Raw genomic sequence first — 26559 nt, forward strand, 5'->3', positions numbered from 1 at the left:
GCTCTTGTGCACGGCGGATGATGTCAGGCTTCCAATTTATCCGACCGGGCGCACTCGGTCAGGCAAAGGCCACGGTACGGTCCGCCACCACGCGGCGGCCCGGGTGTGCGACCGGCACATGGGCAGGGCCGCGCGCCGGCCCTAGCGTCCGGCCATGAGACGTACCCCCACACGCCCCGGCCCCGCGAGACGCGTCCCCACCGCCCTCGCCGCCGTGCTCCTGACCCTCGCCGCCGCCCTGCTCGGCACCCCCACCGCCGCGCAGGCGGCTACGGCCCGGGCCGCGGCCGCCGCCCCCCTCACCCTGGAAGCGACCTTCCCCGCCCCCGGCAACGGCTGGGCCAAGGTCGAGCGCTACCTCGACACCACCCCCGGCTTCGGCGCCGAGCAGTTCCCCGCCGACGGGCGCGGCGACCAGGACGGCGCCCGCCGGACGTACTTCGGCACCGGTCGGCCCTCCTCCGCCCGGTTCCTGCTCTACTCCGCCGGGGGCTGGGACACCGGCGCCCAGGCCACCCCCGTCCTGCTGGTCCACGGCGCCAACGACAACGCCGACCGGGCCTGGGCGAACCCGGGGGAGAGCGGCGCCTGCGGTGCCGCGAACTGCCCGTCCACCGGGCTCGCCCAGTACCTGGCCGGCACCGGCCACCGGGTCTTCGCGATCGGCTTCGCCCACAAGCACGGCGACAACCTGCTCCAGGCCCAGGCGGTCGGCGACGCGGTCGCGCTGATCCGGGCCCGGCTCGGGGTCCCCCAGGTCGACGTGGTGGCCTGGAGCAAGGGCGAGGTCGCCGCCCGGGCGTACGTGTCCTCGGTGAAGCCCTCCTGGGGGAGGGCGTACGCGGGCGACGTGCGCCGGCTGGTCACGCTGGGCGGGCCGCACGGCGGGCTCGACTACGTGTACGCGCACGGCTGGGACTTCGACCTGGTGACCTGGCCCGCCTGCGGCGGCACCGCCAACGCGCCGTCCCCGCACCTCTCCATGACCTGCTACGGCACGTACACCGCGCAGCCCTGCCTCGGGGTGCTGCCGAGCGGCGGCTACGACTGCTACCCGGGCCAGCGCCAGCTGCTCGCCCGCTGGGACGGCACCTACGGGGTGGACAGCAGTGCGCAGGACTGGTGGACCACCTACTACGGCGGCCAGGGCTTCTGCACCTCCGGCCAGGGCATCCAGGCGGCGATCGACGCGGGCTCGCTGATCGCCCCGCTCCGGCAGGCCGGCATCCCGGCCGCGGTGCGCACCTACCTGTTGGCGGGCGGGTCCGCCGACATCCCGGGCGTGCTCAACGAGGGCCGCGGGCCGAGCGACGGGCTGGTCTTCACCGCGAGCGCGCTGGACACCACCGGCATCGCGACGGTCGGCGGCACCCGGCTGCTCGGCGGCCTGAACCACCTGGAGCTCGCCTGGGCGCCGGACGCGGCGAGCCAGGTCAACGCCTGGCTGAGCTGAGCCTCAAGCCGGTCAACTCGGCTGCCGCACGGGGCCGTTGGTCGGCACCACGGCGGGTGCGGCGCCCCGCCCGCCGCCGGCAGGACGGTCCCGTCGGCAGGGCCGACCCCGCCGACGGGACCGCGCGGCCCACACGGCTCAGGAACCGGTGGCCGTCCCGGCCACCGTGATGTCGAACGGCTGCCGGTTGTTGCCCTCGTACCGGTCGTCCGCGCTGCGCACCGCGACCGAGCCGCCGCTCAGCCTGCCCTCCGGCAGGTCCGGGGCGAGCCGGACCGGGATGAGGGCGGTCGCGCTGCGCCCCTCCCGCAGCCCGGGCGCGAACACGCACCGCACGACGCGGCCGCGGCTCACCACCTGGCAGGTGGACGGGAAGAACGGGCCCTCCGGGCTGACGCCCTCCGGCAGGGTGATCGCGACCGTGAACGGGGAGGCGGTGGTCTCCGGGCCGCCGTTGCCGACGAAGGCGTGGATGGTGGTGGTGCCGCCGGGCGCGGCCGCGTCCGGGTCGATCCGGACCACCTCCAGATCGGAGTCGGACGGTCGCGCGGCGGCCTCGGCCGTCCCGGACCCGGCGGTGGACCCGGCCCCGGACCCGGCTCCGGGCTTGGCCGGGGCCGGCAGGGTCGAGGCGGTGGGCGTCGCCGGTGCGGGCAGGGTGGACGGCGAGGGCGCACCGGCCGCGACGACCTCCACGGCGGGCCGGGGCTCGGGCCGCCGCAGCGCCCAGACCGGGTCGGTGGCCAGTACCGTCACCGCGCACCCCGCCGCCACGGCCGCGACCAGCCCGGCCCCGCCGAACCCCCGGCCCCTCGCGGCGCGCCGTACGCCACCGGCCCGTACGCCATCGGTCCGGACCTCACCTCCCCGGACCCCACCGCCCCGCGCGCCCTCCCATGCGTCCCGGTACTGCTGCTCCATCCCCGCTCACCCTGCCCTCGCGTCCCGGCCGCCCGCGCCGTTGCGGGCCGCGTCGGCACCAGGGTGGCGGAGCCACCGCCGGAGCCGGGCGGCAACCCGCCCGTCGTCCGCCCGAACGGATGACGCGGCACGCCGTGCCAACCGGGTCGGCGGGCAAGGGAGGTTGACGTTCCGTCAGGGGGCGAGGACCTGGCCCAGCCGGGTCGCGATCTGGTGCATCACCGGCACCAGCGAGGCGGCTCCGGCCTGCTCCTCCAGGGCCCGGATGCGGGCCTCCGGGCCGGAGACCGAGAGCGCGGTGGGCGTCGGCGCGCCCGGGACGGCGAGCGCGATGCAGCGGACGCCGATCTCCTGCTCCTGGTCGTCGACCACGTAGCCGCGCTCGCGCGCCTCGGCGAGCTGGCGCATCAGCTCCTGCGGGTCGGTGACCGTGTACTCGGTGTGCGCGGGCAGCGGGTTGGGGCCGAGCACGGCGCGGGCCTCGTCCTCGGGCAGCTGGGCGAGCAGCGCCTTGCCGACGCCGGTGCAGTGCGGCTGCACCCGTCGGCCGACCTCGGTGAACATCCGCATCGAGCGGCGCGACTGCACCTGGCCGACGTACACCACCTCGCCGCCCTCCAGCACCGCCAGGTTGGCGGTCTCGCCGGTGGCCTCCATGAGCTCGGCCAGGTACGGGCGGGCCCAGCTGCCGAGCAGCCGGCCGGCCGTCTCGCCGAGCCGGATCAGCCGGGGGCCGAGGGTGTAGCGGCGCGCGGTGTCCTGGCGGACATAGCCCTGCTGCACGAGGGTACGAACCAACCGGTGGATGGTCGGCATCGGGAGGCCGGACGTGGTGGAGAGCTCGCTGAGGGTGGCCACGCCGCCGGAGTCGGCCAGCGCCTCCAGGAGTTGGAAGGCGCGTTCGACGGACTGCACGCCGCCGCCCGCGCGGTCGGCGCCTGTCGTCGATGCTGGGTCGGGGGTCGCAACCACCGGCGTTTCCTTCACTGTCGGGGAGGAGTAGAGTCCCGGCGATCTCTTCAACAAACCGTTGAAATTCTGTATCGCGGAAACTAGTCTCCACCTTACAGAATCGAACTCGCCGACAGGCGGGTACCGATCGAGGAAGTTCCCTGAGGAAGTTCCCACCGGAGCTCCCTCCGCCAGGCTCAACCGTCTTAGGAGTGTCCTGCTCATGGCTGCAGATCAGGGGCCCGTCGGCGCCTCGCCCGCCGCTCCGGTCGTCACTGTCGCCGGTCCTCGCGTCCCCCGGGCGGAGGAGGTGCTCACTCCGGAGGCGCTCGCCTTCGTCGCCGGGCTCCATCGGGCCTTCGAGGGGCGCCGACAGGAGCTGCTGGCCGGGCGGAAGGCCCGCCGCGCCGAGATCGCCGCCACCGGCACGCTGGACTTCCGCCCCGACACCGCCGACATCCGGGCCGGGGACTGGAAGGTCGCCGAGGCGCCCCGCGCCCTCCAGGACCGCCGGGTCGAGATCACCGGGCCGACCGACCGCAAGATGGTCGTCAACGCGCTCAACTCCGGGGCACGGATCTGGCTCGCGGACTTCGAGGACGCCACCTCCCCGACCTGGGAGAACGTGGTCGGCGGCCAGGTCAACCTGACCGACGCCTTCGAGGGCCGGATCGACTTCACCGGCGCGGCCGGCAAGGCGTACACCCTCAAGCCCGCCGCCGAGCTCGCCACCGTCGTGGTCCGCCCCCGCGGCTGGCACCTGGACGAGAACCACCTGCTGGTCGACGGCACCCCGGTGGCCGGCGCGTTCGTCGACTTCGGCCTCTACTTCTTCCACAACGCCGCCCGGCTGCTGGCCAAGGGCGCCGAGGACCCCAACTCCGGCCCGTACTTCTACCTGCCGAAGACCGAGGGCCACCTCGAGGCCCGGCTGTGGAACGACGTGTTCACCCACGCCCAGGCCGAACTCGGCATCCCGCACGGCACGATCCGGGCGACCGTGCTGATCGAGACCATCACCGCCGCGTTCGAGATGGACGAGATCCTCTACGAGCTGCGCGACCACGCGGCCGGCCTCAACGCCGGGCGCTGGGACTACCTGTTCTCGATCGTCAAGAACTTCCGCGACGCCGGCGAGCACTACATCCTGCCGGACCGCAACACCGTCACCATGGCCTCGCCGTTCATGGCCGCCTACACCCGGCTGCTGGTGCGGACCTGCCACCGGCGCGGCGCCCACGCGATCGGCGGCATGGCCGCGTTCATCCCGAGCCGCCGCGACCCGGAGGTCAACGCGGCCGCGCTGGAGAAGGTCAAGGCGGACAAGGACCGCGAGGCCGGGAACGGCTTCGACGGCTCCTGGGTCGCCCACCCCGACCTGGTGCCGGTCGCCCGGGCCTCCTTCGACGCGGTGCTCGGCGAGCGGCCCCACCAGAAGGACAACCCCGGCCCGGCCGAGCCGGTGACCGCCGCCCAGCTCCTCGACATCGCCGGAGCCGGCGGCACCTGCACCCGCGCGGGGCTGCACAACGCCGTCCAGGTCGGCATCCGCTACATCGAGGCCTGGCTGCGCGGGCTCGGGGCCGTCGGCATCTTCAACATGATGGAGGACGCCGCCACCGCCGAGATCTCCCGCTCGCAGATCTGGCAGTGGATTCACAACGGGGTCGTGCTGTCCGACACCGGCGAGAAGGCCACCGCCGACCTGGTCCGCTCCCTGGTCGCCGCGGAGCTGGCCGAACTCCTCGCCGAGCTGGGCGAGGAGGCCTACGGCGCCGGCCGCTGGCCGGAGGCCGCCCGGCTCTTCGAACAGGTCGCCCTGGCCGAGGAGTTCGTGGACTTCCTGACCCTCCCCGCGCTCCCGCTGCTGGGCTGATCCCGACCTGCCCGCCGGAGCCCGCCCGGCTGCGGTGCGCCGGCGGTCCACCACTCCGTTCCGTACGGCGACGAATCCCACCTGTCCTCTCGTCGCCGTACGGAACGGTCTTGTCCACGTAAGGAGTTCACCCATGGCGCGCATGTTCTTCAACGGCCAGGCAATGGTCGGCGGTCCCTTCCACGCGAAGGTCGCCGACTCGCTGATCGGGCCGGCCAGGACCGCCCCCGGCTACCGCTTCTTCTCCATCGACCACAGCGGCGGTACGGACGTCTGCCCGGGACTGCTGGCCGACCCGGAGGCGGACACCGCCATCGAGGGCGAGCTGTACGACATCCCCCTGGAGCGGCTGCGGGACGTCATCCTGCCGGGGGAGCCGCGGGAGCTGGAACTGGGCGTCATCGAGCTGGAGGACGGCTCCGCGTGCCTGTCCATGCTGCTCTCCCGGGGCGAGCTGGAGCGCGGCGTCCACCGGGAGATCACCCACCACGGCGGCTGGCGCGCCTACCTGGCGTCGATCGGGCGCACGGCCTGACGACTGCCGCCGGGTGCGCCGGCAGCCCCGGACCCTCGCCGTGGGTCCGGGGCTGCGGTCCGCGCACCGGTGACGGCGAACAGACGACAGAGAACAGCTGACAGATAACAGATAACAGATGACGAAAGTTGTCATCTGTCCGCCGCTGTCGTCCGTCCGTCGCCCCGAGGTGCGCGGAGCCCGGGGGCGCACCGTCCCTGGGCGCCCCCGGAGTACGGGGTGGGCGTCGAACCGGCCCCGGACCGGACCGAACCGGCGCTAGACCGGACCGACCCAGACCGGACCGGCCCTAGACCGGACGCGCCGCCAGCTCGCGGGCGGCGCGGGCGCAGTCGCGTGCGATCCGGTCCTCGTTGACGGTGGTCAGCTGCCCCTTCTCGACCACCGCGTTGCCGTTGACGAACAGCACCGACAGCGGCGGCAGCGCGCCGAAGGTGAGCGCGGCGACCGGGTCGGCGATGGACGAGTGCATGACCCCGTCGATCTTCCACAGCGCCAGGTCGGCGAGCTTGCCGACCTCGATCGAGCCGATCTCGTCCTGCCGGCCGAGCACCCGGGCGCCGCCCATGGTGCCCAGGCGCAGCGCCTGCCGCCCGGTCAGCGCGGCGGGGGAGCCGTGCAGCCGGTTGATCAGCAGGGCGTTGCGCAGCTCCGTACCCAGCTCGCCGGACTCGTTGGAGGCGGTGCCGTCCACCCCGAGCCCGACCGGGACGCCGGCCCGGAGCATGTCGGGCACCCGCGCGATCCCGGCCGCCAGGCGGGCGTTGGAGGACGGGCAGTGGGCGACGCCGGTGCCGGTCTCGGCGAACTTGGCGATGTCGGAGTCGTTCATGTGCACGCAGTGCGCCATCCAGACGTCCTCGCCGAGCCAGCCCACCGATTCGAAGTAGTCGGTCGGCCCCATGCCGAACAGCTCCTTGCAGAACGCCTCCTCCTCGGCCGTCTCCGAGCCGTGGGTGTGCAGCCGGACGCCCTTGCGGCGGGCGAGTTCGGCGGACTGCCGGAGCAGGTCGGTGGAGACGGAGAAGGGCGAGCAGGGCGCGAGGGCGATGTGCAGCATCGAGCCGAAGGAGGAGTCGTGGTAGCGGTCCACGGCGGTCTCGGAGGCGGTCAGGATGTCGTCCAGCTCCTCGACCGCGTGGTCCGGCGGCAGCCCGCCGTCCTTCTTCGAGCGGTCCATCGAGCCGCGCAGCGCGGTGAAGCGCAGGCCGAGCTCCTGGACGGCCTCGATGGAGGCGCCGAGGATGTCGCCGCCGTCCTTCGGGAAGACGTAGTGGTGGTCCGAGGCGGTGGTGCAGCCGGACTTGAGCAGCGCGGCGGCGGAGCCCTGGCCGGCGGCGTGCACGAGCCGCTCGTCGATCCGCGCCCAGGTCGGGTAGAGGGCGACCAGCCAGTCGAACAGGATGTCGTCCTGGGCCAGGCCGCGGGTGATCCACTGGTAGAAGTGGTGGTGGGTGTTGACCAGGCCGGGGGTGGCCAGGTGGCCCTCGCCGTTGATCCGGCGCACCACGTTGTCCAGCCACGCGGGGGCGGGGCCGTCGCCCACCGCCTCGATGGTGTTGCCGAGGAGGACCACGTGGCCGCGGGCGTACTCGGTGTCGTTCGCGTCCACGGTGGCGATCGCGACGTTCTCGATCACGGTCCGCTGGTCGGTGGGCGGGGGCTGGACTGCCATGGCGTGACTCCTAGGGGGGAGGGCCGGGAGGGGTGCGCACCGTGGTGCGCGCCCCTCCCGGGGCCGGTCAGGACGGCGTCGCCGTCGGAACCGTGGGACCTGTCGGCATCGACGGCACCGACGGCACCGCGGGAGCGGTCGGAGCCGCCGGCACCGTCGCGTCGGAGCCCTGGCCGGGCCTGGAGCGACGGGCGGCCCCGACGTGGTGGAAGAGCAGGTTGAGCAGGACGGCCACCACGCAGCCGGCCGATATCCCCGAGTGCAGCAGGGTCCGGGCGGCCTCCGGGAAGGAGTCGTAGAACGTCGGCGCGGCGATCGGGACGATGCCGACCCCGAGCGAGACGGACACCAGGATGGTGTTCGACCCGGACTCCATGCCGGCCTCCGCGAGGGTGCGGATGCCGCTGGCCGCGACCGTGCCGAAGAGCACGATCCCGGCGCCGCCGAGGACGGGCTGCGGCACCAGGGAGACGACCGAGCCCAGCACGGGGAACAGCCCCAGCAGGACCAGGATGCCTCCGCCGGCCGCGACCACGAAGCGGCTGCGGATCTTCGTCAGCGCCACCAGCCCGATGTTCTGGGCGAAGGCGCTGGCGGCGAAGCCGTTGAAGACGGGGCTGAGCGCGGTGGCCAGGCCGTCGGCCCGCAGGCCGGCGGCGAGGGTGGGTTCGTCCGCCTCGCGGTCGACGATCCTGCCGAGGGCGAGCATGTCGGCGGTGGACTCGGTCATCGCGACCACCATGACGATGCACATCGAGACGATCGCGGCGGCGTCGAACACGGGCGCGCCGAAGTGGAACGGGGAGGGGAGCGAGAAGACCTTCGCGTCCTTGACCGCGCCGAAGTCGGCGAGCCCCAGCGGGAAGGCGATCAGGGTGCCGAACGCCAGGCCGATGAGCAGGGACAGCTGCTGCCAGAACCCGCGCAGCAGCCGGTTGCAGAGCACCACCGCGACGAGGGTGATCGCGGCGAGGCCGACGGCCCGCATGGAGCCGTACCCGGGGGCGCCCGGCGAACCGCCGCGCGCCCAGTTGACCGCCACCGGGAGCAGGGACACCCCGATGAGGGTGATCACGGTGCCCTGGACGACCGGGGGGAAGAACCGGATGAGCTTGCAGAAGTACGGTGCCGCGAGGAAGCACAGGAGCCCCGCGACGATCACCGCTCCGAAGATCACCGGGAGGGCCTCCTTCGGTCCTCCCGTCTTCTCGATGGAGCCCTTGGCGATGGCGATCATGGGCGCGACCCCCGCGAAGGAGACGCCGTTCACGAACGGCAGCCGCGCGCCGATCTTCCAGATGCCGAGGGTCTGGAGGAGGGTGGCCAGTCCGGCGGTGAACAGGCTGGCCGAGATGAGCAGGGCGAGTTCGGCGGGGGAGAGCCCGACGCCGGCGCCGACGATGAGCGGGGGTGCGACGACCCCCGCGTACATCGCGGCGACGTGCTGGAGTCCGGTGGAGAACAGCTTCACCGGGGGCAGCAACTCGTCCACGGGATGGGTTCCGGGCCGGGGCGGCACGCCGGTGCGGTGCGCCGGCGTGCCGTCCGGGTCCTGCGTTCTCTCCGGGGTGGAACCGCCGTCTGTACTGGTGGTGTTGCTGGGTGCCATGTCGAGCCCCTCTTGTGCCCGTGGCTCCCGGCGCGCCCGTGGCGCTGGAGTGCGGCTGGTGCTGGTGCTGGTACGACCGGGGGCGGGACGGCGGTGCAAGGATCCCTCGGCCGGGCTCTCCAGTGCCCCGGGCCGGCCGCCGCGAGGCAGACACGAACTCCGGTGGGTGGGGGTGGAGGTGGAGAAGAACTACTGGTGCGGGTGGTGCCTGGTGATGGGGCCGGTGGGGCGGCCCGCCCGGCCGTCCGGCCCGTGGGGACCGGGGGATGCGGCGATTCCGGGCGGCGTCCACCTGGTGGTGCGGGTGCTGAGGGTGGTGAGGGTGGGGGAGGTCAGGCGACCGGGATGACCGGGACGACGCCCTCGCGGTGCACGGTGCCCTCGATCAGGCCGTACATGCGGTCCGCGGCGAAGTAGACCTCGTTCTCGTTCTTGAGGCCGAACGGCTCCAGGTCGACCAGGAAGTGGTGCTTGTTCGGCAGTTCGAGGCGGACCTCGTCCACCTCGGCGCGGTTGTTGAGGACCCGGGTGCCCATCGCGTGCAGGGTCTGCTGCAGCGAGTAGGAGTAGGTCTCGGCGAACGCCTCCAGCAGGTGCCGCTTCACGTGGGTGTAGGAGCGGTTCCAGTTGGGCTGGGCCTCGCCGTCCCGGCCGCTGTAGCCGAACTTCCAGCGGGCGGTGACCTGGGTGGCGAGGATGCGGTCGTACGCTTCCTGGAGGGTGGTGTAGCCGTCCTTGATGTAGCCCCAGAACTCCGAGTTGGTGGAGTTCATGACGACCAGGTCCTTCAGGCCGGATATGACCTGGACGGACTCCCCGTCGTAGACGATCTCGCTGGTGCGGACCTCCTGGCCGTTGCGGACGAAGGAGTGGCCGACCTCCTCCGAGCCGATGAAGCGGGCCGAGCTGTCCGGCGTCCGGATCCGGTCCCAGGAGTACTCCTCGATCCGGATCCGGGCGCTGTGCACGACGCCGCGCTCGGTGTCGTCGACGAAGTGGCGGGCCAGGAGGATGCCGAACGCCTCGGCCGACTCGATGCCGTGCTCCTTGGCGAAGGCGTAGACGGTGTTCTTGGTGGTGTCGGTGGGAAGGCAGTTGGCGTTGGACCCGGTGAGGTGGACGTCCTCGAACTCGCCGCGGAGCGAGACCGAGACGTTCAGGTCCTTGATCTCGTGCCGGGTGGAGTCGCGGTGGATCCGGACGATGCGGTTCTCCGCCTTGCCGTACTGGTTCTGACCGAGCACGTGGGCCATGACGTGGCTCCTAAGCTTTCCAGGTCGGTCCACTAGCTTCCGCGGTAGACCGAGTATCCGAACGGGTTGAGCAGCAACGGCACGTGGTAGTGGTGCTGTTCGGGCGCGACCGTGAAGACGATCGAGACCTCGGGGAAGAACGGCGGCTCGGCGGACGCGGACGCGGAGTACGCGCCGGTGTCGAAGAGCAGCCGGACGACCGAGCCCGCCTCCACGGCCGGCAGGTCCTTGACCCGGCCGTCGGAGTCCGTGGCGGAGGTGCCGAGCACCTGCCAGCCACCCTCGGTGTGCAGTGCGAGCTCGACCGGGACGCCCTCGGCCGGTCGGCCGAGGCTGGTGTCGAGCACGTGGGTGGAGATGCCAGTCATGAGTGAAGTGACCTTACTGATGGCAGAAGTGATGGTGCGTCAGCATCAGTGGATGCCGGAAGTGTCTGGCAAGGAGAACGAGAGAAAGCGCGATATGACGATGCGTCAGGAGACGTCGAGCAGGCGGTCGAGCCGGATGTCGTTGATCTTGCGCAGCTCCCCGCGGACGATCTCCGCCTCGGTGGCGGCGTCGTTGGGGTGGCGTTCGCGCAGGGCGGCGAGCATGCCGACCGCGGTGCGGCCGGTCGCGCAGATCAGGAACACGTGGCCGAACTTGGCCTCGTAGGCGGCGTTGGCCTCGTGCAGCGCGTCGAGGACCGCCTGGTCCACGCCCTGGATGCCGGCCTGTTCGCGCTCGGAGACGGCGTCGCCGGCCGTCGGCCTGCCGATCCGGGCGTGGCCGGCCATCGCGTCGCGCAGGTCCTCGGTTGTCAGTGACGCCATGGCCGCCGCGTTGGCGGCGAGCAGGGTGTCGCGGTCGGACCAGGGCCGGGCCGCGGCGACCGCGGCGGCCCAGCGGGGGCTGGAGCAGACCTCCAGCAGGATCCGTTCCAGTGCCGCGGCATCGGTCGCGGCCAGGACGTCAAGGGTGTGGGGGTGGTTGGTCACGGGTGGACCTCCTGAAGAGTGGTGCCACCCGGAAAAGCTAGATCGGCCCCACCCGGCCGTCAACACTTTGTTGAACGGTTGGTGGTTACGTTTTGAACCGGGCCCCGATGCCGGGCCCTTTCGTGTGCGATTCGCCAAGTGTGCCCCGCCGCAGGCCGATCCGGTCCTGTCGTGTCGGCGGGGTCACCCGTTCGGAAGCCCCCGGGGCGGGGGCGCGCACGTGCCCCGGAGGGCGTCGAGCCGGAGTGTCAGGACGACTTCGCGCCGTCCTGGCGGTTCAGGTAGTTGTACACGGTGAAACGGCTGACGCCCAGGGCGGAGGCGACGGTCTCCACGCCGTGGCGGACGGTGAAGGCGCCGCGCTCCTCCAGCAGGGCGACGACCCGCTGCTTCTCCAGGCGGTCGAGCTCGGCCAGCGGGCGGCCGTCGAACTGCCGGGTCATCTCGGCGAGCAGCCGGTCCAACGCGCTGCTCAGGTGCGGCAGTCGGACGGCCAGGGCCGGGGTGCCCTCCCACTCCAGGACCACGTCGTCGGGCTTCGCCTCGTCCAGCGGGACGTGCGTCGCGCCGACCGCGGCCAGCAGCGGCTTCACCGCCGCGGCGAGCGGGTGTTCCACGTTCTCGGTCACGGCGTACCGTCCTCCTCGCCCAGCACGCTGACCTGGACCGAGATCCGGGTCGCCCCGGCGTCCAGGGTCTCCTTGAGCAGCTTGGTCACCGCGGCGAGGACCTGCTCGGCCCCGCCCTCGGCACCGGTGCCGAAGGGGCCGACCGAGACGTCCAGGCCGGCGTCGTCGACCACCCGGCGAGCCGCCGCGGCGTGCTCCGGGAACGTGTCCAGTTCGAACGGTTCTGTCGTGAACTCCACCATCAATCGCACGGGGTCACTGTAGCGAGCGGGGGTGCGGGCGGGCAGGGGTCGGGGGATCGAACGGTCCGGCCCCCGCGGACGGCGCGCCGCCGGTGTGGCCTCGGTGTGCCCTCGGGACTGCCCCGGCGTGCCCTCGGGGCGCCCGGCAGGGCCCCTCGGGACTGCTTCAACAAAATGTTGCGACTCCCTTGACACCCGCTCGGCGGGCCGGAGATGCTTCCACCACACAGAATCCCTCTTCCGGATCGTGGAAGTTGCGGATGAAGGAAGAGAGATGAGAGGTGAGCGACGTGACGGCGGCTGCCAAGCACGGCTTCACGGTCAACCTGTCGATCCTGTTCGGCGAACTGCCGCTCCTGGAGCGCCCCGTCGCGGCCGCCGCGGCCGGCTTCACCGCCGCCGAACTGTGGTGGCCCTTCGGCGCGGAGCATGACCCCTCGCAGGCCGAACTGGACGCGTTGCGCAAGGCGTTCACCGACGCCGGCGTGCGGCTCACCGGCCTCAACCTCCTGGACGACCTGAGCAAGGGCGCCCGCGGAACCGTCTCGGTGCCCGCCGAGCGGGACCGCTTCCGCGCCAACCTCCCGGTCGCCGCCGAACTCGCCGCCTCGCTCGGCGCCACCGCGCTCAACGCGCTGTACGGCAACCGGGTCGAGGGCGTCGACCCGGCCGAGCAGGACGCGCTCGCGCTGGAGAACCTGGTGCTCGCCGCGCGGGCCGCGCACGGGATCGGCGCCGTCCTGCTGATCGAGGCCCTGAACAGGGCCGAGTCGCCGGACTACCCGCTGGTCTCGGCCGCCGCCGCGGTCGAGGTGGTCGACCGGGTCAACGCCGCCACCGGCCTCGGGAACGCCAGGTTCCTCTGCGACCTGTACCACCTGGCCAGGAACGGCGAGGACCTGGCGGCGGTCATCGACACCCACGCCGACCGCATCGGCCACGTGCAGATCGCCGACACCCCGGGCCGCAACGAGCCCGGCACCGGCGAGCTGGACTTCGAGGACCTGTTCGCCCGGCTCACGGCCGCGGGCTACGCGGGCTCCATCGGTCTGGAGTACCGCCCCTCCGGCGGCGTCAGCGCCGACAGCTTCGGGTGGCTGCCGCGCGAGCTGCGCGCCGCCCAGTAGCGGAGCCGCCCGGCGGCGCGCCGCCGGGCAGTGCCCGGTTCGAGCGGCGGGCAGCGCACCGCCGACCCACCCGACCTCCCACCCGCACACGTAAGGAACTCGACGCGATGAGCCGCAAGATCGCCTTCATCGGCCTCGGCATCATGGGCAGCCCGATGGCCGCCAACCTGGTCAAGGCCGGCCACCACGTCACCGGCTTCAACCTCACCCGGCCGCCGATCGACGCCCTGGTCGCGCTCGGCGGCCACGGCGCCGGCAGCATCGCGGAGGCGGTCAGGGACGCCGAGGTGGTCATCACCATGGTCCCGGCCGACCCGCAGGTCGAGCAGGTCGTCCTGGGGGAGGGCGGCGTGCTGGAGAACGCCAGGCCCGGCACCCTGGTGATCGACATGTCCTCGATCACCCCGCAGACCTCGATCAGGGTCGAGGCCGCCGCCAGGGAGAAGGGTGTCCGCACCCTGGACGCCCCGGTCTCCGGCGGTGAGGCCGGCGCCGTCGAGGCCGTCCTGTCGATCATGGTCGGCGGTGCGGCCGAGGACTTCGCCGAGGCCAGGCCGCTGTTCGACGCGCTGGGCACCACGGTCGTCCACGTCGGCCCGGCCGGCGCCGGCCAGACCGTCAAGGCCGCCAACCAGCTGATCGTCGCGGTCAACATCCAGGTGCTCGCCGAGGCCGTGGTGTTCCTGGAGAACGCCGGCGTCGACCTCGCGGCCGCGCTGGACGTGCTCGGCGGCGGCCTGGCCGGCTCCACCGTGCTCAACCGCAAGCGGGCGAACATGCTGAACCGCGAGTTCGCCCCCGGCTTCCGGATCGACCTGCACCACAAGGACATGGGCATCGTCACCGACGCCGCCCGCGCCGTGGGCGCCGCGCTGCCGGTCGGCGCCGTGGTGGCCCAGCTGGTCGCCTCCGCCCGGGCCAACGGCGACGGCTCGCTCGACCACTCGGCGCTGCTGCGCGGCGTCGAGCGGCTCTCCGGGCGCGAGGTCGCGTAACCGCCGGGGGCTCCCGCGCGGAGCCCCCGGCCCCGAACTCCTCCTGGTGGCGTGTACCTATCCGGTCGTGCCCGCGCCGCCAGGAGGCCGGACCCGACCGGCGTGCGGGCCGGGGCTCATCCGCCCGCCCGTCGGTCGATCCAGGCCGGTGACGCGTACGTCCCCCTGGGGGCACTTCGGTCGTGCCTGGTACGCGTCGCCAGGGCCCCTCCCCGCCGAGGGGAGCCCCTCGTACGTCGGAAGCGGGACGGGGGGAACGGCGGGGAGGGGCGCACCCTCCTGGAGCGGGCCGCTCCGGACACCACGGTCACCCTCGACCGCTCCGGCCGCCTCGGCCTCCCCGGCCGCCCCGGCCGAGGCGCTGGCCACCCGGAGCACCCGGGCCCATGCTGGACGCACGTCAGCCGGACGCACGTCCCGGAACCACCGCCAGACCCGTACGGAAGCGAGGAGCGCGCCATGCCCCCCACCCCCCACCAGGGCCATGTGGTCGTCGCCCCCGACAAGTTCAAGGGCAGCCTGGAGGGTGCCGAGGCGGCGGCCCGGATCGCGGCTGGCATCCGGCGCGCCGCGCCCGGCACCGAGGTGCGCGAACTGCCCGTCGCCGACGGCGGAGAGGGCACCCTGGCCGCCGCGCTCGCGGCCGGCTTCAGCCGGGTCCCGGCCAAGGTGGCCGGCCCGACCGGCCTGCCGGTGGACGCCGCGCTGGCCGTCCGGGACGACACCGCCGTGGTCGAGCTGGCGCAGGCCTCCGGCCTCGCCCGGCTGCCCGGCGGCCGCACCGCCCCGCTCGCGGCCGGGTCCTACGGAGTCGGCCAGTTGATCGCCAAGGCGGTCTCGCTCGGCGCCAAGCGGATCGTGCTGGGCCTCGGAGGCAGTGCCTGTACGGACGGCGGCGCCGGCATGGTGCAGGCGCTCGGGGCACGGCTGCGCGATGCCGGCGGCGCCGAACTGCCGCCCGGCGGCGCCGCGTTGCGCCGGCTCGCGGAGATCGACCCCGGCCCGCTGGCCGAGGCCCTGGGCGGGGTCGAGGTCGTGGTGGCCTGCGACGTGGACAACCCGCTGCTCGGGCCGCGCGGCGCCGCCGCCGTCTACGGCCCGCAGAAGGGCGCCGACGGCGGGGACCTGGTGGTGCTGGAGGCGGGGCTGACCCGGTTCGCCGACCTGGTCGCCGAGGCCACCGGGCGGGACGTCCGGGAGGCGCCCGGCGCCGGCGCCGCGGGCGGCGTGGGTTTCGCCGCCCTGGCCCTGCTCGGCGCGACCATGCGCCCCGGCATCGAGCTGCTGCTCGACCTGCTGGGCTTCGACGGGGCCGTGCGCGGGGCACGCCTCGTCGTGACCGGGGAGGGGTGTCTGGACGCCCAGACGCTCCACGGCAAGGCCCCGGCCGGAGTCGCAGCGGCGGCCGCCCGGGCGGGGGTCCGGGTGGCCGCGGTGGCGGGCCGGCTGGAGCTCTCCGAGCCCGAGTGGCGGGCCGCCGGCTTCGCCGCCGCGATCGCCCTGACCGACCTGGCCGAGCGGCCGGGGGAGAGCATGACCAGGGCCGCCGAGCTGGCCGAACTCGCGGGGGAGCGGCTGGCCGAGGAGCTCCTGTCGCACTGAACCCCGGTGCGTGCGCGACCTTCCCGCGCGGTGATCCCTCGGACGTTCCTCCATTGACGTTTTGTTGAAGGCGGGCCTAGGCTCCCGGCAATCCCTCGCCTCCCCCGTGTTCCGACACCCTCGACTCCCAGGATCCGGAGGTCCCCCATGCCTTTCAGCCAGCCGACGGTGATCCGCTCCCGGCGGGCGGTCCTGCCCGACGGCGAGCGCCCCGCGGACGTGCTGATCCAGGACGGGAGGATCGCCCGGACGGCCCCGTACGGCTCGCTCGCGGCCCGCGAGGGCGAGCTCGTCGACCTCGGCGACACCGCCCTGCTGCCGGGCCTGGTCGACACCCACGTGCACGTCAACGAGCCCGGCCGCACCGAGTGGGAGGGCTTCGCCACCGCCACCCGGGCCGCCGCGGCCGGCGGCGTCACCACGGTCGTCGACATGCCGCTCAACTCGATCCCGCCCACCACCACGGTGGCGGGGCTGGCGCTCAAGCGGAAGGCCGCCGACGGCCAGGCCTGGGTGGACCTCGGCTTCTGGGGCGGCGCCGTCCCCGGCAACGTGGCCGACCTCGAACCGCTGCACCAGGCAGGGGTGTTCGGCTTCAAGAGCTTCCTCGCCCCCTCCGGGGTGGACGAGTTCCCGCACGTCGAGGCCGCCGACCTGGAGGCGGCGCTGGCCGAGCAGGCCAGGATCGGGGCGTTGGCGATCATCCACGCCGAGGACCCGGCCGTGCTCGCCGCCGCCCCGCAGCAACCCGGCGTCCACTACCGGGACTTCCTGGCCTCCCGGCCCGCCGACGCGGAGACCGCGGCCGTCGCCCGGCTGCTCGACACGGCCCGGCGCACCGGTGCCCGGGTGCACGTCCTGCACGTCTCCTCGGCCGCGGTGCTGCCGCTGCTGCGGCAGGCCCGCGAGGACGGCGTACGGGTGACCGCCGAGACCTGTCCGCACTACCTGACCCTCGCGGCCGAGCAGGTGCCGGACGGCGACACCGCCTTCAAGTGCTGTCCGCCGATCCGCGACGAGTCCAACCGGGACGCGCTCTGGGAGGCCCTGGGCCGCGGCGAGTTCATCGCCGTCGTCTCCGACCACTCGCCGTCCACCCCCGACCTCAAGCTGCTGCCCGAGTACGGCGGCAGCGGCGACTTCGCGGCCGCCTGGGGCGGGATCGCCTCGCTCCAGCTGGGCCTGCCGGCCGTCTGGACCGAGGCCCGCCGACGCGGCCACACCCTGGCCGACGTGGTGCGCTGGATGTCCGCCGGACCGGCCGAACTGGTCGGCCTGAGCGGCACCAAGGGCGCCATCGCCGCCGGCCACGACGCGGACCTGGTCGCCTTCGACCCGGACGGCGGGTTCGCCGTCCGCGCGAGCGGGCTGCACCACCGCAACCCGGTGACCCCGTACGCGGGCCGGACCCTCACCGGCGCGGTGCGCGCCACCTGGCTGCGCGGCCGCGAGGTGGACCCGGCGGCCCGCCCCTTCGGCCGGCAGCTCGCCCGGCCGCAGGCCGACCCCACCCGCTTCACCACCGCCACCCCCATCCCGTCCGAACGCGCCTAAAGGAGAGTCAGTGACCACTGCCGACACCCCGAGTGCTCCCTTCACCGAGCTGGTCGACCTGGCCTCCCGACTGCTCGGGGCGGGCGTCGTCGCCACCAACGAGGACACCTTCGCGGACGCCGAGAACCTGCTGGTCGCCAAGCCGGCCGCGTTCCGCCCGCACACCTTCGGCCACAAGGGCCAGATCATGGACGGCTGGGAGTCCAAGCGCCGCCGCGGCGTCTCCGCCGACCAGCCGCACCCCACCGACGAGGACCACGACTGGGCGATCGTCCGGCTCGGCGCCGCCGGGGTGGTCCGCGGCGTGATCGTGGACACCGCCCACTTCACGGGCAACTACCCGGAGACGGCCTCGGTCGAGGCCGCGTCCGTCCCCGGCCACCCCTCGCCCGAGGAGCTCCAGGACGCCGAGTGGACCACGATCGTGCCGCGCACCGCGCTCAACGGCGACACCGCCCACGAGTTCGCCGTCACGGACGGCACCCGCTACACCCACGTACGGCTGAACATCTTCCCGGACGGCGGGGTCGCCCGGCTGCGGGTGCACGGCGAGGTGCTGCCCGATCCGCGCGAACTGGACGGCCTCACCTTCGACCTGGCCGCCCAGGAGTACGGCGGCGTGGCCGAGGCGGCCTCCGACCGCTACTTCTCCTCCCCGCACAACCTGAACGCTCCCGGCCGCGCCTCCGTCATGGGCGACGGCTGGGAGACCCGGCGTCGGCGCGACAAGGCCAACGACTGGGTGCAGATCGCCCTGGCCGGGGGCGGTGAGGTCCTGGCCGCCGAAGTGGACACCTCCTACTTCGTCGCCAATGCCCCCGGCTGGGCCGACCTGATCGGCTTCGACGCCTCGACCGGGGTCGACCCGGCCGACGGCGAGTGGTTCGAACTCCTGCCCCGCACGCGGCTCCAGCCCGACACCCGGCACCGCTTCCGGCTCGCCGCCGGCCGCCCGGTGACCCACGTGCGCATCAACGTCCACCCGGACGGCGGCCTCGCCCGCCTCCGGCTCACCGGCCGCCTCACCGGGGCCGGCCGCGCGGCCCTCGCGCTGCGCTGGTTCAACGCCCTCCCGGCCGCCGAGGCCGTCGCGGCCCTCACCCGGGCCGGTCTCACCGCCGACGAGGCCGCCGCGCTGACCGCCGCCCGCCCGGCGGCCGACCCGGCCGCGGCCGCGGCCGCGACCGTCGTCCGGAGCCTGCTCGGAAACTGACGACCCATCGGATCCGCTCGTCGGGAACCCCAGGGAACCTTTTCCGGCGAACGGATCTGATGATCCGTCACTTCACTCTCCACGCACCGCGCTTATCGACACCTGAAGGACCCTCCATGCCCAAGATCCTGACCACGGAGTCCGGCGCCCCGGTCGCCGACAACCAGAACTCGGCCTCGGCCGGCGAGTACGGTCCGCTGCTGATCCAGGACCAGCACCTGCTGGAGAAGCTGGCCCGGTTCAACCGCGAGCGCATCCCGGAGCGCGTGGTGCACGCCCGAGGCTCCGGCGCGTACGGCTACTTCGAGGTCACCGACGAGGTCGCGCGGTACACCCGGGCGGGCTTCCTCTCCGAGGTCGGCAAGCGCACCGAGGTCTTCCTGCGCTTCTCCACCGTGGCCGGCAACCTGGGCGCCAGCGACGCGGTGCGCGACCCGCGCGGCTTCGCGATCAAGTTCTATACCGAGGAGGGCAATTACGACCTCGTCGGCAACAACACCCCGGTGTTCTTCATCAAGGACCCGATCAAGTTCCCCGACTTCATCCACTCGCAGAAGCGCGACCCGTACACCGGCGTGCAGGAGGCGGACAACGTCTGGGACTTCTGGGCCCACTCGCCGGCCTCGACCCACCAGATCACCTGGCTGTTCGGTGACCGCGGCATCCCGGCCTCCTACCGCCACATGAACGGCTACGGCTCGCACACCTACCAGTGGGTCAACGCCGACGGCGACGCCTACTGGGTGAAGTACCACTTCAAGACCAACCAGGGCATCCGCTGCCTGGACGGCGACCAGGCCGCCGAGGTGGTCGGCGGCGACGCCGACTCGCACCAGCGCGACCTCCACCAGGCCATCGAGCGCGGGGTGTTCCCGTCCTGGACCCTCTACGTCCAGTTGATGCCGGTCGCCGAGGCCGCGGACTACCGCTTCAACCCCTTCGACCTCACCAAGGTGTGGCCGCACGCCGACTACCCGCTGGTCAAGGTCGGCCGCCTGGTGCTCAACCGGAACCCGGAGAACGTCTTCGCCGAGGTCGAGCAGGCCGCGTTCTCGCCGAACAACTTCGTGCCCGGCATCGGCCCGTCCCCGGACAAGATGCTCCAGGGCCGCCTGTTCGCCTACGCGGACGCCCAGCGCTACCGCCTCGGCGTCAACCACACCCAGTTGCCGGTGAACGCCCCGCGCGCCACCGAGGCCGCCAACTACGGCCGGGACGGCCAGATGGCCGCCAACAGCGCCGGCCGCGGCAGGAACTACGAGCCCAACTCGTACGACGGCCCGGCCCAGACCGGCGACGCGACGGCCGCGCCGGTCAAGGTGACCGGCCACACCGGCACCTACACCACCCCGGCGCACACCAAGGACGACGACTTCTTCCAGGCCGGCGAGCTGTACCGGCTGATGTCGGAGGGCGAGAAGACCCGCCTGGTCGGCAACATCGCGGGCTTCCTGGCGCAGGTCTCGCGCGACGACGTGGTGGAGCGGAACCTCGCCCACTTCCACGCCGCCGACGAGGAGTACGGCGCCCGACTGGCCGCCGCCGTCGCCAAGTTGCGCGCGGGCGACGAGGGCTGACCCGCCCGCACCGTCCGCACCACCCTCCGCACCGCCACCCTCGCGGCCGCCGGGCCCGTACCCGGCGGCCACGGAACGGGCCCCTCCTCCCGGGCAGTGGGGGAGGGGCCCGTCGCGTCCGCCCAGGTCGGCCGGTGGGCCTGCACGGATTGTCCACGGATATGTACGGACGGCAGTCGTCGGAGCCGCCGGGTCGATAGGCTGGTGTGCGCCCGCGGTCGCTCCGTGGGGGGACATCGGAAGGGGACGACATGTCGACACCAGCCCCGGGTCGTCACGCCGCGCTTGACCAGGGTCCGACGGGCCCGTTCACCTCCCTGCAGCACGCCCTCAGACTGCTGGAGGCGGTCGACCGCCACTCCGACGGAGCCACCCTGGTGGCCCTCGCCCGGGAGACCTCGCTCGGGCTGCCGACCGTGCGCCGGCTCGCCGAGATCCTGGAGGTCGAGGGCTACCTCCAGTGCCAGGACGGCGGTTGGCTGCTGGGCGGCACCTTCGCCCTGCTCGGCCAGCACAACCGGGAGCAGCTGGTGAAGGCCCGGCTCAACCGCAAGCTCGCCGAACTCCGGGACGAGTTGGGCGCCGCCGTGTACTTCACCCGGTACCACGACGGGGAGTTGTCGGTGGAGGCGGTCTCGGCCGCCGACTACGCCCCGGCCGTGCAGGAGTGGGTGGACTTCCGGGCCACCGCGCACGCCAGTGCGATCGGCAAGTGCCTGCTCGGCCAGCTGGACGCGGACGCCCGGCGCGACCACCTCTCCCGGCACCCGGTCGCCCGGCTCACCTCCCGCACCGTCGTCGACGCCGACCAGCTGATGCACCGGCTGGAGCGGCAGCCGGCCACGGTGCCGGTGCTGGACATCCAGGAGTACGCGCTGGGCACGGTGTGCGCGGCCGTGCCGATCACGGCGGGCAGCACGGTCGGCTGCCTGGCCACCTCGATGCCGGCGGACAACATCCACAAGCTGAAGGCCGCCGCCGAGCTGCTGGCGGCCCGGGCGGCGCCGCTGATGCTGGCGATGGCGGTCTGACGGCGGGGCGGCCGTCGCGCGCGTGACGTCGGGGAGGCCCTGCCGGGAGACCGGTGGGGCCTCCCGCGTTTCCCGCGTTTCCCCACGGTGTCCGATGGCGTCCGGCCGCGCGCGTCGCCCGACGGTGCGCGTCACTTATTAGACTCGATGTCGATAAGGGGTGCCGAACCCCTTGTCCCGATGGCTACCCGCGAGTACGTTTCCCTGGAGCCGAGCCGCCGCCCCCAGGTCAGGAGGGCCTGCCATGCCCCGTTCCACCCCCGTCCCCGCCCTCGCCGGGCCCGCCGCACGCGTGCACGAGAGCCTCGTGCTGGAGCCCCGGGACGTCCGCTTCGACTGGTCCCGGCTGCCGCTGCACTGGATCCCGGACGAGCCGATGGCCACCCACGTCATCAACGTGCTCCACCTGCTGCTGCCCGAGGGCGAGCGGTGGTTCGTCAAGGTGTTCAAGGAGGCGCTGCCGCTCATCCGGGACGAGCAACTGCGCGAGGAGGTCCTCGGGTTCATCGGCCAGGAGGCCATCCACGCCGAGGCGCACCAGGAGGTCCTGGACCACCTGCTCGGCCAGGGGCTCGACCCGCGGCCGTACGTCCGGCAGATCTCCTGGCTGTTCCAGCGCGTCCTCGGCGACAAGCCGGGGCTGTCGCCGGCCCGGCAGCGCGAGAACGTCATCGAGCGGGTCGCCTTCATCGCGGCGATCGAGCACTTCACCGCCTTCCTCGGCAACTGGGCGCTCAACTCCCCGGGCCTGGACCGCGCCAAGGCGGACCCGACGATGCTGGACCTGCTGCGCTGGCACGGCGCGGAGGAGGTCGAGCACCGCAGCGTCGCCTACGACCTGATGGTCCACCTGGACCCGGGCTACCTCCGCCGGGTGCGCGGAATGGCCGTCTCCGGGCCGCTGCTGGTCCACCTCTGGGTGCGCGGCGCCCGGTTCCTGCTCGCCGCCGACCCCACCCTGGCGGGGCGGCTCAAGCCCACCTGGCGGGAGGCCGGCCGGATCGCCAAGCGCGGACTGCTGCCGGACCCGGTCAAGTCGGTCCGCTCCGGGCTGCGCTACCTGCGGCCGGGCTACCACCCGACCCAGGAGGGCTCGTCCAGCCAGGCGCTGGGCTACCTCGCCGCCTCCCCGGCCGCCCGCGCGGCCGCCGGGCGCGGCTGACGCGGGCGACAGCCCCCTCTCCCCCCCTCACCCCAAGGACCCCGCCGGATGGACCCGCTCGCCCCGCCCCCCGACCTCTACGGCCGCCCCCGCGCCGACGGCTTCATGCGCCGGCTCACCGCCTTCGGCGACCGCTACTCCCCGGCCCTCGGCAGCCCCCTGCTGCGCCGCAACCCCCGGCGCCCGCTCAGCCGTCCCACCCCGCCGCTCCAGCTGGTCGTCGCCGAACGCCGCCGACCGGCCGCCGACGTCGTCGAGTTGCGGCTCGCCGACCCCTCCGGCGGCCCGCTGCCCGGCTGGCAGCCCGGCGCCCACCTGCGCCTCGTCCTGCCCTCCGGCCGCGAGCGCCACTACTCCCTCAGCGGCGACCCGGCCGACCGCGCCGCCTACCGCATCGCCGTCCGGCGGCTGCCCGAGGGCGGCGGCGGGTCCGTCGAGGTCCACGACGCCCTGCACCCCGGCACCCGGCTCACCGCCCGCCGCCCGCGCAACGGCTTCGCCTTCTGCGCCGAGCCCGCCGTCCTCCTGCTGGCCGGCGGCATCGGCGTCACCCCGCTGCTCCCGATGGCCCGCGAGGCGCAGCGGCACGGCCTGGACTGGCGCCTGGTGCACGTCGGCCGCAGCGCCGACACCCTCCCGTACACGGACGAGCTGCGCGCCCTCGACCCGCACCGGGTGGTGCTGCGCACCGACGACGAGCACGGCGGCGTCCCCACCGGCGCCGAACTGCTCGCCCACGCCCCGCGCGGCGCCGCCGTCTACTGCTGCGGCCCGGCCCCGATGCTCTCCGCCGTGCAGCGCGCCCTGGACGGCTCCCCGGCGGCCTCCCTGCACTTCGAGCGCTTCGGCGCCGCCCCGGTCACCGACGGCGAGCCGTTCGCCGTCCGACTCGGCACCGACGGCCCGACCCTCGACGTCCCCGCCGACCGCTCCGCCCTGGACGTGCTGTGCGAGGCCCGCCCGGACCTCCCGTACTCCTGCCACCAGGGCTTCTGCGGCACCTGCGAGGTCCGCCTGCTGGCCGGCTCGCCCGACCACCGGGACCGCCGGCTCACCCCCGAGCAGCGCGCCGCCGGCGCCCTGCTGCCCTGCGTCTCCCGGGCCGCCGACGGTGAGACCCTCGTGCTCGACCTCTAGAAGGAGCTCCGCCATGGCGAAAGCGACCCCCGTCTTCCGCTACACCGAGCGCGACCTCGCCCGCTTCCGCGAGACCCAGCAGCTCGCCTACCACTGCGCCGAACAGGTCGCCGCGTGGATCGAACCCGGCGTCACCGAGCGGCAGACCACCGCCGAGTTGCGCCGCCGCCTGGTAGCCGTCGGGGTGCAGGACTTCTTCCACGTCCCCTTCGCCTGGTTCGGCGACCGGACGGCGTTCCGGCACTTCCACACCCCGCTCCAGTTCTTCGCCGGCAACCGCCGGCTGGAGGAGGGCATGCCGTACGTGCTGGACTGCGCGCCCATGGTGGACGGCTACACCGCCGACATCGGCTACGGCGGCAAGGTCGGCGAGAACCGGGTCTGGGACCGGCTGGCCGCCGACCTGAAGGTCTACCGCGAGCTGATCCTCGCCGAGGTGCGGGCCCGCAGGCCGCTCGCCGAGGTGTACGCCGCGGTGGACGCCCAGATCGCCGCGCACGGCTACGACAACCGCCACCAGGTCTACCCGGGCCGGGTGATCGGCCACCAGGTCACCCGCAACACCGCGCGCGGCCCGGCCGGGGTGAACGTCTTCGGCTTCGGTGTGCGCACCCTCCAGACCCTCGGCCGCGAGCTCGTCACCGAGCGGCTGCACGGCCGTTCGCCGCTCTGGGCCGACGGGCGGTCGTCCCGGCACGCGCCCACCCCGGGGCTGTGGGCGGTCGAGCCGCACCTCGGCTTCCGGGGCGTGGGCATCAAGTTCGAGGAACTGCTGGTGGTCACCGAGGACGACGCCTACTGGCTCGACGACGACCTGCCGCACGTCCGCCGCTGGACCGCCGCCGCCACCGAGCCGGCCACCACGGAGCCGACCGCCGCCGAGCCGACCACCCTGGAGGCCACCCGATGACGTTCCCGACGAAGCCCCAGGCGCGGGCGAAGCCCCCGGTCCGCCGCCGGACCGTCCACTCCGGCGGCCTCCCGCTCGCCGTCTTCGAGCAGGGCGACCCGGCCGCCCCCACCGTCCTCCTCGTGCACGGCTACCCCGACACCCACACCGTCTGGGACGACATCGCCGCCGACCTCGCCCGCGACCACCACGTGGTCCGCTACGACGTGCGCGGCGCCGGGGAGTCGGCCGCCCCCGCCGACCGGTCCGGCTACCGCCTGGAGCACCTCGCCGAGGACCTGTTCGCCGTCGCCGACGCCGTCAGCCCCGACCGCCCGGTGCACCTGCTCGCCCACGACTGGGGCTCGATCCAGTCCTGGGAGGCCGTCACCGCACCCGGCGCCGAGCGCCGGATCGCCTCGTACACCACCCTGTCCGGCCCCAGCCTGGACCACATGGGCCACTGGCTGCGCCACCGGCTGCGCCGCCCCACCCCCCGCCACCTGGGGCAGCTGCTCCACCAGGGCCTGCACTCCTGGTACATCACCGCCTTCCACCTCCCCTACCTCGCCCCCGGCGTCTGGCGCCTCGGCCTGGCCCGGGCCTGGCCGAGGGTGCTGCGCGACCTGGAGCACGTCACCCCGCGCGCCGACCACCCGCAGCCCACCCTGCGGCGCGACGCGGTCCGCGGCATCGAGCTGTACCGGGCCAACTTCCGCCCCACCCTGGGCAGTCCGCGCGAGCGGCCGACCGAGGTGCCGGTCCAGCTGATCACCCTCACCCGGGACCGGTACGTCGGCACCTACCTCTCCGAGGGGCTGGAGCGCTGGGCGCCGAACCTGACCCGCAGGACGCTGCACGCCGGCCACTGGTCGGCGCTGCTGGAGAAGGGAGCCACCGTGGCCGGACTGGTCCGCGAGTTCACCACCCGCACCGACGAGGGCCGGGCCCGCCCCGAGGAGGGCGACGGCCGGCTGGTCGTGGTCACCGGCGGCGGCAGCGGCATCGGCCGGGCCACCGCGCTCGCCTTCGCCGAGGACGGCGCCCGGGTGGTGGTCTGCGACCTCGACCTCGCGGCCGCCGAGCGCACCGCCGAACTGGCCTCGCTGATCGGCCCGCCGGCGCACGCCTACCGGGTGGACGTCTCCGACGGCGCCGCGGTGGACGCCTTCGCGCAGACCGTCGCGGCCGAGCACGGGGTGCCCGACGTCATGGTCAACAACGCGGGTATCGGCCACTCCGGGACGTTCCTGCAGACCACCGAGAAGGAGTGGCAGCGGGTCCTGGACGTCAACCTCTGGGGCGTGATCCACGGCTGCCGCGCCTTCGGCACCCTGATGGCCGACCGCGGCCGGGGCGGCCACATCGTCAACGTCTCCTCCGCCGCCGCCTACCTGCCGTCCAAGGCGCTCACCGCCTACGCCACCAGCAAGGCCGCGGTGTTCATGCTCTCCGACTGCCTGCGCGCCGAGTTCGTCGGCCACGGCATCGGCGTCTCCACCATCTGCCCCGGCATCGTCAACACCAACATCACCCGCACCTCCACCTTCTCCGCCACCACCTCCACCGAGCAGGCCGCCAAGCAGGCCCGCGCCGCGAAGCTCTACGCCCGCCGCGGCTTCCCCCCGGAGAAGGTCGCCACCGCCATCGTGACCGCCGTCCGCACCGGCAGGCCCGTCGTCCCCGTCACCCCCGAGGCCAAGGCCGCCCGCTTCCTCTCCCGCCTCAGCCCCGGCCTGCTGCGCCTCGCCGCCCGCCTCAACATCACCTGACCGGGTGAACAACGGCCGATCGGGCCCCGTGGGGCCTGCGATATCGGATACGGTCGAACCCGATATCGCAGACCCCGCTTCGCTCGGGAGGTTGGTCATGGCCCGTACCGTGATGGACATCAACGACGACCTGCTGGCCGAGGCTGCGGAGATCTTCGGTACGACGACCAAGACCGCCACCGTCAACGCCGCTCTCGAGGATGCGGTGAAGCGTCGCAAGCGCCAGGTCTTCACGACCTGGCTCGAGGACGGTGGGCTGCCCGATCTCACCGGGCCGGTGGAAAAGGGTGAGTGAGCGCTCCACCGAGTGGGTCGTCCCGCCGGGGTCGGCGGACTGAGCGACGGCCGCTTGACGAGGTCCCTCCGGGGCTGTGAGAGC

24 protein-coding genes are annotated in these 26559 nt (G+C 73.6%); 15 read left to right on the forward strand and 9 right to left on the reverse strand.

Annotation, left to right across the window (positions count from 1 at the left end; all coding sequences use genetic code 11):
• Positions 1-154: 154 nt before the first annotated feature.
• Positions 155-1453, forward strand: a complete 1299-nt coding sequence (locus tag ACFCY1_RS04205; RefSeq protein ID WP_375873438.1) for an esterase/lipase family protein — start codon at positions 155-157, stop codon at positions 1451-1453.
• A 138-nt stretch (positions 1454-1591) separates the two neighbouring features.
• Here ACFCY1_RS04205 and ACFCY1_RS04210 read toward each other — a convergent pair whose 3' ends face one another.
• Complete coding sequence (locus ACFCY1_RS04210; protein WP_375873439.1) at positions 1592-2374, reverse strand: hypothetical protein; 783 nt, start codon at positions 2372-2374, stop codon at positions 1592-1594.
• Between the two features lie 174 nt (positions 2375-2548).
• A complete protein-coding gene (locus ACFCY1_RS04215; RefSeq protein WP_049653741.1) occupies positions 2549-3346 on the reverse strand; it encodes an IclR family transcriptional regulator in 798 nt (265 codons plus the stop codon).
• A gap of 202 nt (positions 3347-3548) precedes the next feature.
• Between ACFCY1_RS04215 and aceB the strand changes: the two genes are divergently transcribed.
• A complete protein-coding gene (aceB, locus tag ACFCY1_RS04220; protein WP_375873440.1) occupies positions 3549-5201 on the forward strand; it encodes a malate synthase A in 1653 nt (550 codons plus the stop codon).
• Between the two features lie 133 nt (positions 5202-5334).
• Entirely contained in the window at positions 5335-5736 is a 402-nt protein-coding gene (locus ACFCY1_RS04225) for a gamma-glutamylcyclotransferase (protein ID WP_074004300.1), read from the forward strand.
• Between the two features lie 289 nt (positions 5737-6025).
• On the opposite strand, the gene ACFCY1_RS04230 is transcribed toward ACFCY1_RS04225, so the two are convergent.
• The 7 genes from ACFCY1_RS04230 to ACFCY1_RS04260 all read right to left on the reverse strand — a co-directional run bounded on the left by ACFCY1_RS04230 (position 6026) and on the right by ACFCY1_RS04260 (position 12130).
• On the reverse strand, positions 6026-7411 hold the full coding sequence (locus tag ACFCY1_RS04230) for an 8-oxoguanine deaminase (RefSeq protein ID WP_375873441.1): 1386 nt from the start codon (positions 7409-7411) through the stop codon (positions 6026-6028).
• Positions 7412-7478: 67 nt separating this feature from the next.
• Positions 7479-9020: a nucleobase:cation symporter-2 family protein gene (locus tag ACFCY1_RS04235; protein WP_375873442.1), complete on the reverse strand. Its 1542-nt coding sequence runs from the start codon at positions 9018-9020 to the stop codon at positions 7479-7481.
• A gap of 332 nt (positions 9021-9352) precedes the next feature.
• The gene (gene pucL / locus ACFCY1_RS04240; protein ID WP_074004302.1) at positions 9353-10273 is read right to left on the reverse strand and encodes a factor-independent urate hydroxylase; all 921 of its coding nucleotides are present in this window, start codon (positions 10271-10273) and stop codon (positions 9353-9355) included.
• Positions 10274-10305: 32 nt separating this feature from the next.
• The gene (gene uraH, locus ACFCY1_RS04245; protein ID WP_375873443.1) at positions 10306-10641 is read right to left on the reverse strand and encodes a hydroxyisourate hydrolase; all 336 of its coding nucleotides are present in this window, start codon (positions 10639-10641) and stop codon (positions 10306-10308) included.
• 105 nt (positions 10642-10746) lie between these two features.
• A complete protein-coding gene (gene uraD / locus ACFCY1_RS04250; RefSeq protein ID WP_375873444.1) occupies positions 10747-11250 on the reverse strand; it encodes a 2-oxo-4-hydroxy-4-carboxy-5-ureidoimidazoline decarboxylase in 504 nt (167 codons plus the stop codon).
• Between the two features lie 248 nt (positions 11251-11498).
• Entirely contained in the window at positions 11499-11879 is a 381-nt protein-coding gene (locus ACFCY1_RS04255; protein ID WP_049653753.1) for a helix-turn-helix domain-containing protein, read from the reverse strand.
• Positions 11876-12130 carry a thiamine-binding protein gene (locus tag ACFCY1_RS04260; RefSeq protein ID WP_063780213.1) on the reverse strand — a complete coding sequence of 85 codons (255 nt, stop codon included), beginning with the start codon at positions 12128-12130 and terminating at the stop codon, positions 11876-11878. Before ACFCY1_RS04260 ends, ACFCY1_RS04255 begins: the two co-directional genes overlap by 4 nt.
• Positions 12131-12402: 272 nt before the next feature.
• Here ACFCY1_RS04260 and ACFCY1_RS04265 point away from each other — a divergent pair, with 272 nt between their 5' ends.
• The 12 genes from ACFCY1_RS04265 (at position 12403) to ACFCY1_RS04320 (ending at position 26475) form a co-directional block, all read left to right on the forward strand.
• The gene (locus tag ACFCY1_RS04265; RefSeq protein WP_375873445.1) at positions 12403-13248 is read left to right on the forward strand and encodes a TIM barrel protein; all 846 of its coding nucleotides are present in this window, start codon (positions 12403-12405) and stop codon (positions 13246-13248) included.
• 107 nt (positions 13249-13355) lie between these two features.
• Positions 13356-14243, forward strand: a complete 888-nt coding sequence (locus ACFCY1_RS04270; protein WP_375873446.1) for a 2-hydroxy-3-oxopropionate reductase — start codon at positions 13356-13358, stop codon at positions 14241-14243.
• A gap of 459 nt (positions 14244-14702) precedes the next feature.
• On the forward strand, positions 14703-15845 hold the full coding sequence (locus ACFCY1_RS04275; RefSeq protein WP_375873447.1) for a glycerate kinase: 1143 nt from the start codon (positions 14703-14705) through the stop codon (positions 15843-15845).
• A gap of 147 nt (positions 15846-15992) precedes the next feature.
• Complete coding sequence (gene allB / locus ACFCY1_RS04280; protein WP_375873448.1) at positions 15993-17399, forward strand: allantoinase AllB; 1407 nt, start codon at positions 15993-15995, stop codon at positions 17397-17399.
• Positions 17400-17409: 10 nt separating this feature from the next.
• Positions 17410-18612, forward strand: coding sequence for an allantoicase (gene alc, locus ACFCY1_RS04285; protein ID WP_375873449.1), 1203 nt, complete (start codon positions 17410-17412; stop codon positions 18610-18612).
• Between the two features lie 116 nt (positions 18613-18728).
• Positions 18729-20189, forward strand: a complete 1461-nt coding sequence (locus ACFCY1_RS04290) for a catalase (RefSeq protein ID WP_375873450.1) — start codon at positions 18729-18731, stop codon at positions 20187-20189.
• A 251-nt stretch (positions 20190-20440) separates the two neighbouring features.
• The gene (locus ACFCY1_RS04295) at positions 20441-21220 is read left to right on the forward strand and encodes an IclR family transcriptional regulator (RefSeq protein ID WP_074004310.1); all 780 of its coding nucleotides are present in this window, start codon (positions 20441-20443) and stop codon (positions 21218-21220) included.
• Positions 21221-21464: 244 nt separating this feature from the next.
• Positions 21465-22382 (forward strand): metal-dependent hydrolase, encoded by a 918-nt coding sequence (locus tag ACFCY1_RS04300; RefSeq protein WP_375873451.1) that lies wholly within the window; start codon positions 21465-21467, stop codon positions 22380-22382.
• Between the two features lie 48 nt (positions 22383-22430).
• On the forward strand, positions 22431-23519 hold the full coding sequence (locus tag ACFCY1_RS04305; protein ID WP_375873452.1) for a PDR/VanB family oxidoreductase: 1089 nt from the start codon (positions 22431-22433) through the stop codon (positions 23517-23519).
• 13 nt (positions 23520-23532) lie between these two features.
• The gene (locus tag ACFCY1_RS04310; protein WP_375873453.1) at positions 23533-24429 is read left to right on the forward strand and encodes a M24 family metallopeptidase; all 897 of its coding nucleotides are present in this window, start codon (positions 23533-23535) and stop codon (positions 24427-24429) included.
• The gene (locus ACFCY1_RS04315) at positions 24426-26180 is read left to right on the forward strand and encodes an SDR family oxidoreductase (RefSeq protein WP_375873454.1); all 1755 of its coding nucleotides are present in this window, start codon (positions 24426-24428) and stop codon (positions 26178-26180) included. Before ACFCY1_RS04310 ends, ACFCY1_RS04315 begins: the two co-directional genes overlap by 4 nt.
• 97 nt (positions 26181-26277) lie before the next feature.
• On the forward strand, positions 26278-26475 hold the full coding sequence (locus ACFCY1_RS04320) for a type II toxin-antitoxin system VapB family antitoxin (protein ID WP_049654040.1): 198 nt from the start codon (positions 26278-26280) through the stop codon (positions 26473-26475).
• Positions 26476-26559 lie beyond the last annotated feature (84 nt).

Source organism: Kitasatospora sp. NPDC056273, from assembly GCF_042268845.1.
Taxonomy (GTDB): Bacteria; Actinomycetota; Actinomycetes; order Streptomycetales; family Streptomycetaceae; genus Kitasatospora.